The organism is Paraburkholderia sacchari (genome assembly GCF_000785435.2).
GTDB classification, from domain to species: domain Bacteria; phylum Pseudomonadota; class Gammaproteobacteria; order Burkholderiales; family Burkholderiaceae; genus Paraburkholderia; species Paraburkholderia sacchari.
This window is the reverse complement of sequence record NZ_JTDB02000001.1, coordinates 1,515,217-1,524,358: the sequence shown is the minus strand read 5'-3', so window position 1 is coordinate 1,524,358 and position 9,142 is coordinate 1,515,217. Positions and strand designations below refer to the sequence as shown.

Annotated in this window: 7 protein-coding genes and 1 pseudogene; 3 read left to right on the top strand and 5 right to left on the bottom strand. The window is 60.6% G+C overall.

Features of this window, described 5'->3' with window-relative positions; translation table 11 throughout:
* Nucleotides 1-251: urocanase-related protein (locus NH14_RS06770; protein WP_508613263.1), on the top strand; the 251-nt coding region annotated here is incomplete at its 5' end.
* Nucleotides 252-544: 293 nt separating this feature from the next.
* Nucleotides 545-655: pseudogene (locus NH14_RS06765) on the top strand (sulfate ABC transporter substrate-binding protein); the annotation flags it as partial.
* A 116-nt stretch (nucleotides 656-771) separates the two neighbouring features.
* Here the strand turns inward: NH14_RS06765 and NH14_RS06760 are convergent.
* Nucleotides 772-2,739, bottom strand: a complete 1,968-nt coding sequence (locus tag NH14_RS06760) for a PhoX family protein (RefSeq protein WP_035534881.1) — start codon at nucleotides 2,737-2,739, stop codon at nucleotides 772-774.
* Between the two features lie 512 nt (nucleotides 2,740-3,251).
* Here NH14_RS06760 and NH14_RS06755 point away from each other — a divergent pair.
* Complete coding sequence (locus tag NH14_RS06755; RefSeq protein WP_084226024.1) at nucleotides 3,252-5,231, top strand: metallophosphoesterase family protein; 1,980 nt, start codon at nucleotides 3,252-3,254, stop codon at nucleotides 5,229-5,231.
* A gap of 27 nt (nucleotides 5,232-5,258) precedes the next feature.
* Here the strand turns inward: NH14_RS06755 and NH14_RS06750 are convergent, their stop codons facing one another.
* The 4 genes from NH14_RS06750 to NH14_RS06735 form a co-directional block, all read right to left on the bottom strand.
* The gene (locus NH14_RS06750; protein WP_035534887.1) at nucleotides 5,259-6,371 is read right to left on the bottom strand and encodes a CHAT domain-containing protein; all 1,113 of its coding nucleotides are present in this window, start codon (nucleotides 6,369-6,371) and stop codon (nucleotides 5,259-5,261) included.
* Between the two features lie 18 nt (nucleotides 6,372-6,389).
* On the bottom strand, nucleotides 6,390-7,304 hold the full coding sequence (locus NH14_RS06745; protein WP_035534890.1) for a lipase family protein: 915 nt from the start codon (nucleotides 7,302-7,304) through the stop codon (nucleotides 6,390-6,392).
* 245 nt (nucleotides 7,305-7,549) lie between these two features.
* Nucleotides 7,550-8,665 (bottom strand): alanine racemase, encoded by a 1,116-nt coding sequence (alr, locus tag NH14_RS06740; protein ID WP_035534893.1) that lies wholly within the window; start codon nucleotides 8,663-8,665, stop codon nucleotides 7,550-7,552.
* A gap of 144 nt (nucleotides 8,666-8,809) precedes the next feature.
* Entirely contained in the window at nucleotides 8,810-9,139 is a 330-nt protein-coding gene (locus NH14_RS06735; protein WP_035534896.1) for a DUF2322 family protein, read from the bottom strand.
* Nucleotides 9,140-9,142: the final 3 nt, after the last annotated feature.

Sequence of the window (9,142 nt, the reverse complement as noted above, 5' to 3'; positions counted from 1 at the left end):
CGCTGCTGAACACGGCGGGCGGGGCGTCGTGGGTGTCGCTGCATCATGGCGGCGGCGTGGGCATGGGCTTCTCGCAGCACTCGGGGGTGGTGATCGTGGCGGACGGCACGCAGGCGGCGCACGAGCGTCTGGGCCGCGTGCTGCTGAACGATCCGGCGACGGGCGTGATGCGTCATGCGGATGCGGGCTACGAGCTGGCACAGCAGACGGCGCGTGAAGCCGGGCTCAAACTGCCGATGCTGGGCCGATGAGCGTTTAAGTGCGCACCGCTGGCGGGGCGGTGCGTATTGCGTAAAAAAGAGCGCCGCGCGGTCTGATTGGCCGCGCGGCGTTTTTTTGTTGCGGTAGCAAGCAAGTCCATTGTCCCCCGGCGTCCAGCAGTTACAGGCTGGCCCAATCCGGCCCGCCTTACCTCGAACCCATAAAAGCAAAGCTCACATCGATATAAGCCATGCGTGCCGGCTCGCTAGAATTGTGCTTTCGTCCTGCTTACGATTTCGTTCAAGCAGGCCGTGACGCCATTCAACGACACACGGGGACTCTCATGACAAGCTTCGGACGCACGGCACGCTGGCTCGGCGCGGGCATCATCGCTTTGAGCGCGGCAGCGCATGCCGACACCTCGCTGCTCAACGTCTCATACGACGTGACGCAGGCCGCGCATTTCGCCGATGGCGGCACGTTCGATCAGATCGTGGCTGACCGGAAGTAACGCGGGTTTCGGTCGTTAAAAAGGCGCTTCGGGTGATGGCGAAGCGCATTTTGCTGTGCTTACCGCTTCGTGAGCGCGATGCTCGTGGGTTCAGCCGTCAAATACCCGACACTCGCCCCGAACCGGTCCTTGTAATTCGCGCGCACAATCGGATCGAGCGTGGCCACCACCTTGTCGTGCAACGGCGATTCCCAGTCGCCCGCATGCTGGAAGTTGCTCATGATGTAGGTCCAGCCATTGATCTCATCGACCGCATGCAGGCCCGTGGACTCCGCGCCAGCCGGGCACGAAAGCACGCGCGCCAGCGATTTTGTATCCACGTTGTAAGCCCACAGAAAATTATTCACGTGCATTCCCGAGTCTTCGCCGATAAACAGCGTGCGCAGTTTTTCGGAGAACTTGAGATTGTCCGGATTTGCGATCTTGTTGGCATTCGCGAGATTACCGAGCGCATCCGCGGCGGCCAGGTCCTCGCCAACCAGCGCTTCTGGCGCGCTCATGTCGACCGGCACCCAGTCGCTGTCGATAGCGGAGCCCGTCGTGTCGCGCTGGCCACCACGCAGATTCAGCGCGTAAACCGCGCCCGCGGCGATTTTCTTGTCGAGCGCGACGTCGCGCGAGACCGCATTGCCCTTGACCATCGACGTTTCGATCCGTGACATCGCGCTGTAGACGATCTTGTCTTTCGCGTTGACGGTCGTGCCTTCGAGTTTCGTGAATGCCATGCTGGCGCCGAGCAGCGCGGCATAGCGGTGTGTCTCCAGAAACGCGGCGGCTTTCTCCATGCCCGGCTTCACGCGGATCCAGTTGAACTTGCCGCCGAAGTGGATCTTCGTGAAGGTCGCGTCGGCGGGGTCGGTGGTCGCGACGTCCATGATGTCCGATGCCTTCAGCGTGTTCGCGAGCGTCTCGATCTCGTCGCTCGTCGCGTGACCGATGCGGATCCACGTGAGCGTCGCGGACCCAGCGCCGGCCGACGAGGTCTGGGTCCACTTCGCGACGTACAAGGTCCCGGCCGAGAGATCGGCGGCCTTGTCGGCGACGAACATGAACAGGCCGCCATTGGTTGCGTCGTCACCCATCATCACCGTGCGCTGGTCCGGCATTACCTGGATCAGTTCGTGCGAGATGCGGCCGAGGCAGTAATGCTTCTTCACCGTGCCCGTGCCGTCCGCGTTGACGGTGATTTCGGGCAGGTGGCCGTAGTGATAGGGGTTCGCCTTCGTCGCGTCGCCGAAGGTGTTTTTGCTGAACGCCTTGAATTGCGCGTCGGTTGCCGCTTTTGTCGCATCCGGTTCGTATTCCTCGCTCGAGAGGTGCGTATTCCACGGCGAGAGGCTCGCGCCGCACGTGATCCAGAGGCCGTGCGCCTTCGAGGTGTCGACGTTGTGGTACTTGACTAGCTTGAGCGCGCCCGTCGCCGGGTCCTGGTCGAGCGCCAGCACTGCGATGGGAGAGGGCAACTGGCCGTATTGCGATGTGCTCGCCTGGTCGCGCGTCGTGTATTCGAATTGCACGACCGCGAACACGGCGTTGCCTTTCACGCCGGGCACGCTGGCGTTCTTCAGCGTGAGCAGCGAACTGCCGTCCGGGCAATCCGAATAAAACTGACGCTCCTTGCCTGCTACCGAGCGATCGATGATCGGCTGATTGTCGATGTCGTAGTAGCCGCCCGCGAGGATCGTGCCGCCGTTGCCGTCCGGCACCTGGTCACCCGTTACGAAGAGGGGCTTGTACGCGAGCTTGAAATTAGTCGACGAGCCATCGGAGAAAGCCACCGATAGCGTCGAGTCCACTGTCGTGGTGGCCATTGCGGCTGCGTTGTCCAAAGTGGGCGCGGCCATTCCCGAAAACGTCGCGGCTGCGAAAGTCGCGGCGGCAGCAGTTGGCGTGGCCGCCAGGCCGTCGTTGCCGCCGCCGCACGCCGTCAACAGGGCGGGTAGCGTTGCACCGGAAAGCGGGAGCATGGGTGCGCCGGCGAGCATCTTCAGGAGTTGGCGGCGAGATCTATTGGGCAACGCGGACATGTGGAATTCAAGGGCGGTTGTTTGAATTCCGTAAGGCTAATGTTTGAATATGAAAGTTAAATGAAAAGATTTGACGCCGTCCGCTCGCTCCGGCAGCCTTCTCCGAACCATGCGCTGTCCATATGCGCCCCTCGACAATGTCGTGTCGGGCGACGCGCTTGCGATCGGCGTTACGCACTCGCTGGCGCTTCGCATTGGCCAACGCCGTGTCTGCGGGCCGTCGAATTCGCCCATCAGTTCGCCCTTGAGACAAAACTGCGTGCCAAACAGCTTTTCGGTGAAGTAGCGACTCGGCGGTACGGCACCCGCATGCGCTTGAAAGGAGTTAAAGGTCAAGTTCTTTGAATCGTATGTGACCTTCCGTACAAAGTTCGTAATGCGATGGTTTTATGTGGACAGCAAGTCGTTGCTTGCACTGGCTGAAGCCAGTGACTACGCTTCGATTGATGTCCGGTGTAGAAGCGAAGCCACGGCCGGTCACTTTCGGCGTCTAACCGCAACGGTAGCGAATCATGGACACCTTCACGACTTTCCGACCGGATTCGCAGCAGGAATCGCGTGAGCCTTTGTGTCGGAAGAGCACGGATTTCGTAACGATCGCTCATGTTTCGGACACGCACTTCCTCGCGATGGGGAGCGAGCATTGGGATCTTGCCGCCAAAGTGATGTCCGCCTTCGGCCGCGAATTGAGGGACGCGAGTATTGATCTACTGTGCATTAGTGGCGATATCGTCGGGAACCCGATTGGCAGTTGGACGCAGGTTGCGCAACGGCCTGACTATTCTCCAGTTCCGGCGCGGGGGGGATCGAAAAAAAGGGAGGGGCTTGCCGAGGCTTTCAGGATTGCAAGAATTCAATTCGAAAACTGGTGCCGCGAATGGGACATCGGCTTCGACCGCTGCGTGTTTGTCGTGCCCGGGAATCACGACTTGGAGCCCGTCGCCAATGCAACGAATCAGGCGATTGCGAACCTCAACTATGACGACAAGGCATTGGATCTATTCAAAAGAAGCTTTGCGCTGCAGTTTCGCAACGACGAGTTGCTTTTCAATCACCCGCATGGTGTGGATATTGGCGTGCGGCTCCTTTGCATTAGTTCCAACGATGCCAGCCCGTCCGTGAATTCTGTGCGCGGGTGCATCTCGAACGACAAGATCATGCATTTTCAGGAGGCTATTCGCGACCCACGGCGGCTTGCCGAAGAAAGCGGCGAAGATTTCAACGTATGCTTGCTTCATCACCATCCGCTGCCGGTTCCGAAAGTCAGCGGTTCCTGGTCGAGCGAGGAGCGAAGGGATCTCCCTGAATCGGGCAAGAGCGCCCTCAAGCCGCCAAGAAAGCGATTTGCCGGATCGAGCGAAGCGCCCAGTATCAGTCGGGAAGATGTTGCCGATACTTTTGTGAACGCCGGTACGTTTACTTCGTTCGCATTGCAGCGCGGCGTGAATCTGATTCTGCACGGCCATCAGCATCGTTCCTTCTTCAAAATTCTCGAGCATCCGAATTCGGACACATGCAATCGCCTGATGGTTGTCGGCGCGGGCAGCCTCGCGCATGCGATCAATTCGAAATTTCGCTACAACATTATCCGGTTGCACTGCACCGGCAATATCGAAGTGGAGCATCGAGCCATAGACGCGGGAAACCTCGTGCATTCGACGGAAGCGAAGCTGGTGTCGATGGGGGAGCATCGGCTTCGCATACAGCGATTCGAAAATCGGCGCCGCGCTGTGCTGGGTACTTTTCGAAATGGCGTTTCGAAAGCTTCCGGGGTGACGCGATCGCACGCTGACGACGGTCGGGCTTATGTCGACACCGTCGCGAGAATCGTGAAAATCGCGGGAAACGGCGATGCTCACGTGACCGTTTCGATGACTGGCGTTCGGGCGGTGGGAGAAGCGCTGTGGCATATCAGGCTGGCTTCGTTCGGTCCGGAAAGCGCTTTCGACCGGCATTCGTGCAAGGTGGCGATGAGTGCGCATTCGAGCCATACGCCGTCGACGTCGTGCGCGGCATTGGACTTTCCCGCTTCGAAGCAAGACGGGAAGCAGGAAGTTTTTGTCAGATTCAAGCCCCCATTGCCGGCGTTTCAGAGGGTCGATGTGTCGGTGTCGTACCGTGTTGCGAAGGCGTTTGAATTCGTCGCGGGTACGGACACCGAAGAGCACGAGCATGTCACCATGAGTTGCAGCACGGTATTTCCCGAGCATCTGCAAATCGTGACGCTGTTTCCGGATAACTGGACTCCATCATCGATGCCGTGGGCCACGGTGGTGGATAAACAGGATCGATCCGATCAGGCCGAGATCAAGTACGCGTCTAGCAAGCTCATGTATCTGAAAGACAGCAGGATTGCGGCGCTTACGATCGAACGCCCTTTACCGGGTTTGAGCTACGGGTTGAAGTGGCCGAAGGACAAGCGCAAGTCGCCGTCCGTGAGGCGCAAGGCAAGCAAAGGGAGACCCGTTTCCATGCGGCGCGGCACACGGTAGAACGACTGCCGGCATGGACGCAACGGCTCATGTTCGATTTTTTTTGCTTCGACCTGTTGAGGCCGGCGCGTCGCCCGAATTGCTTTCGGTTTTACTGTGTCCTTGAACCTGGCGGAGGGGCTCGGAGAGCCGATCGGGATCCAGTAGCCGGGCGACCGTGTCGGCGATATTCTTCATTTCCGGACTGTCTTGAGGATATCCGCGCACGTATTCGCCGTAGTCTCGCAGCGCATCGCACACCGTTGACGCCACCGTGAAGGTTTCGCCGCCGGCGGTTGTTCCGCACGCGTAAATGCGAAAGTCCTCGCACGTTTCCCATACGACATCGGACTCGATGCGCCCACGGCGGGGTGTTTCCCGAACGACCCGGCAAAGATTGCGTGCGAGGTATTCGGCTTCCGCCTCATGGTTGCGAGGCGTACCCCTCGCGAATTCCATGTCGTCAGTAAAGAAAATGACCTGCGAGGTATTCGGCGGGCAGCCTATAAGCGTGACTTCAACAGTGACGAACCCCGCTTTGGTGAATCGCAATGCCCCGGATTTGCCATGAGCAATAATTCTCGGAATGCTATGCAGGCGATGCGCGCCGGGATTGTAGCCGGTGGCGGTCTCGATGATGGAGGATCCGGTATTGCCTTCCAATGTGTCGAGCATGCCGCGGCTGACCTCGAAGGCATCGCGAACGGTGCCACCGTAGAGAATGCGGTGGTAGAACGCAATGGCCGACGCCCTTGCCGCGCCGTTCGATACGAGCGTGGTTGTGCCGATGGCGGCGGGAACGACTTCGACCACGGCTTTAGCCAGAGCGTGAGAATTGCATGCGTTGAAGTACACCAGTTGCGGGCGGCGTTCGTAATTGAAGAAGGTCTTGAGGATGGTGCCGGTTATATTCACCGGATTGCCTTTTTCGTTTGAAAAGAGCAACTCGCCGTCTTCGGCATGAGCAGAAAAGTGTACGACGTCCGGCCGATGTGACAGCAGTTCGAGCGGGAGTTTCTCGATGGGCAGCGATGGCAGGAACCGGAAATTGATCGGCTCGCCGCTTGCATAGGCCGCGCGGCGCTCCAGTTCGGTAATCTCCCTTTCCAGCGCCAGTTCGGCTGCGCCGTCGGGATTGGATGCAATGTAGAACACCTTCATGTGAGGTGGCCTCTATTTTCAGTCCGCCAAGTCCGTAATGAACCGCGCCACCACGGGATCGTCAAGGTAGCCTGCGATGCCATGGTGATTGGCCATGTGATTTTTGATGTCCAGAATATTCAGGACGTCCGCGCGCTGGCTTTTATCCGCCTTCGTACACGGTGAGAAGAGATTGCTCCGGTCGATTGCGCCGTGAAGGGCGACTACATCGTCTTTATCGGCGACATTGATCCATTGGCGGATTTGCGTGGGCCATTTGGGCGGCTGCATGGTGAGCCTGGAGTAAATGCAGGGGACGCTCAACGGGCTGCCGATTGTGATGAACAGGTCGACCGGTGCGCCGCGCCATCGCCACAATGCTTCCAGTGCCACCACGGAGCCTAGGGAGTGGCCAACCACCACGAGGCGTGAGTCGTTTGGCACGCGGGCGGACTCCGCCTTGAGCAAGGCGGAGTCCGCCATCTCGCTGATTTCCGCGCGAATGGATGGCGAGGTGAGATAGGCGGCCACTTGCGTCAGGACCCGATCGACCAGTTCGGCTTGCGCACGGTTCGGCACAATTGACGCCAGTGTGCGAAGTATTCCGCTCTTCGCGCTACGTTTGAAATCGTCCTTGTCGAAACGCCGGCCTTTCGCTCTGCCGATCTCCATGACGAATTCGGCTTCGATTTGATCGATTGGAGATGGTGGCCGGAATGCCGTCGCGCTCCGATATTGCTTGTCTTTATCGACAGATTGCGGCGTTGCGGATGCGTCAGGCGTGTAATCGGCGAGCAGGTCCCCGTAGTAAGGAACCTCTACTGAGCGCTTGTGCAGCGATGCGGGTGTTTTGGCGGTTTCGAGGCCGGCCTCCAGGCTATCGACCCATAGTTTGCGGAGTTCATCCGCAGTACGTCCCTCCTGCGCAATCCCATGAAAGAAGGCGAATGGCATGTGTGACTCCCGGGATGGGCGATCGGCAACGCCGCACTCACGGAAGCTATCATTGTTTTTACTGCCCGGGCCGGGCTCATGACCAGCGATATGCGCGGTAATGTGCGTTGACGCACAGTGTTTTTCACCCGCGCTCCGCGTGATGCTCGATGAGCCAGTTGCAAAAATTGCGCACGCGGGGCGTGCGCCCGAGCCGGGGCGGCGCGCGCAGCGGCGTGACGTAAAGAAAGCAGGGCGCGTGAGCCTCAGGCCGTCACGCTTTCTTCCTCGATATCGCGCCGCGCCGCGCCAAGACTGTCGACATCCACGGGCACGCGGCGCGCGACCGCGCACATCAGTTCATATCCGATCGTGCCGGATGCTTCGGCCACCTCATCGACCTTCACGCGCTCGCCCCACAGCTCCACCTGCGAGCCGATGCCCGCGTTCGGGCAGGGCGTGAGGTCGACGGTCAGCATGTCCATCGACACGCGCCCGACCACGCGCGTGCGCACGCCATCTACGACGATGGGCGTGCCAGTAGGCGCATGGCGCGGATAACCGTCCGCATAGCCGCACGCGACCACGCCGATGCGCATGGGCTGTTCGGCCTCGTAAGCGCAGCCATAGCCGACCGTTTCGCCCGGTGCCAGCGTTTGCACGCCGATGATCCTGCTCGCGAGCGTCATCGCCGCGCGCAGCCCGACGCCTTCGATATGCCGCGCCACGCCCGTGGGCGACGCGCCGTAGAGGATCGTGCCGGGCCGCACCCAGTCGCGATGCGCGCGCGGATGCCAGAGCACCGCCGCCGAATTCGACAGCGAGCGCTCGCCGGGAATGCCTTCGGTGGCGGCGTCGAAGCGGTCGAGTTGCCAGTCGATGGCGCTGTCGTCGGCGTTCGCGAAGTGCGTCATGAGTGCGATCTTGCCGATGGTCGGCGTGGCGCGCGCGCGCTCCCAGGCCGCGCGGAAAACGTCGGGCCGGTAGCCGAGGCGGTTCATGCCCGAGTTCATCTTCAACTGGATGTCGATCGGCTGCCGCGTGCGGGCCGCCGCGAGCAGCGAGAGCTGCTCGTCGCAATGCACGGCCACGGTCAGGTGATGCGCGACGGCGGTGGCGACATCGGCGCTATCGAAAATGCCTTCGAGCAGCAGAATGGGTTGGGTCCAGCCGAGTTCGCGCACGCGCACGGCTTCGTCCAGATCAAGCAGCGCGATGCCGTCCGCGCCGGCCAGCGCCGGATAGATGCGCTCGATGCCATGACCATAGGCGTTGGCCTTGACGACGGCCCAGACGCGCGCGCCGGAGGCGCTTTGCTTCGCGGTCTGCAGATTGTGGCGGACGGCTTCGGGATGGATGCGGACGGAAATCGGGCGCGGCATGGGCAATCCTGATGGCGAAGGTGAGTGGCGTTGGCTAGTGGTTTCCGCAATCGTATTGATTTTTACCCAGTTATTTTTAATGTATTTCTCTGGGAATTTGGGTTTATCCACTGCCTGCGCGCCACTCGCGCTACGCGGCCAGGTTCAGGCTGCGATCACCTCGATGCGCAGCGGTTCGCCGCCCGCCACGATTTCAAGCAGGCGGTCGATGTTCGGGTGCGCGCCGGGACGGTTGCGCGCGTCGGGCGTGTGTTCGGCGAACACGGCGAGGCCATGCTCGGCCGCCTTGGCGTCGAGCGCGCCGAAATCCTGCTTCAGGTAGTGGTAGACCGCGAGCGAGCCCTGCTTGCCCGGCTTGTTCTCGATGGTGGCCACCACCGCGCCTTGGCCGTTCACGAGATCGATGCGCTCGATGCCGTCGATGGCGGGCAGTTGCGCGAGATTGTCCTTGAAAGTGGTGCCGGGTCGGATCACTGA